We start from the raw sequence: 346 nt of genomic DNA on the forward strand, positions 1-346 counted from the left end.
GCTTTAACACGTGGCACATCCGCATAAGCCGAGTATTCGGTTCGGTGGTCATCGACAAACTGGAAGCGGATCACCAGCGTGTCTCTTCGGCAAAATACTTAGCAGCTTTACGTAGAATATCGCGTTCTTCGCGCAGCTTCGCGTTTTCTTTTTCCAGCTGTCGGATTCGTTCGGAATCATTCGCCGCTTGGGCTTTATCCTGCACTGCTTTTATGCGGGCACGTTTGCCGGTGCCGTACTTTTTGACCCAAGCATGTAGCGAGGCTCGATTGATACCGAGCTTGGCTGATGCTGAGTTCAGCGAGAGGTCCTCATTGTTCTCATAGAGGGCCACGGCATCGCGTTT

At 52.0% G+C, this 346-nt stretch carries 1 pseudogene; it reads right to left on the bottom strand.

What is annotated here, in order from left to right:
• Positions 1-334: pseudogene (locus QP891_RS11740) on the bottom strand (IS3-like element IS3502 family transposase); the annotation flags it as partial.
• Positions 335-346: the final 12 nt, after the last annotated feature.

The sequence above is a fragment of the Corynebacterium sp. MSK310 genome, from assembly GCF_030227355.1.
Taxonomy (GTDB): Bacteria; Actinomycetota; Actinomycetes; order Mycobacteriales; family Mycobacteriaceae; genus Corynebacterium; species Corynebacterium rhinophilum.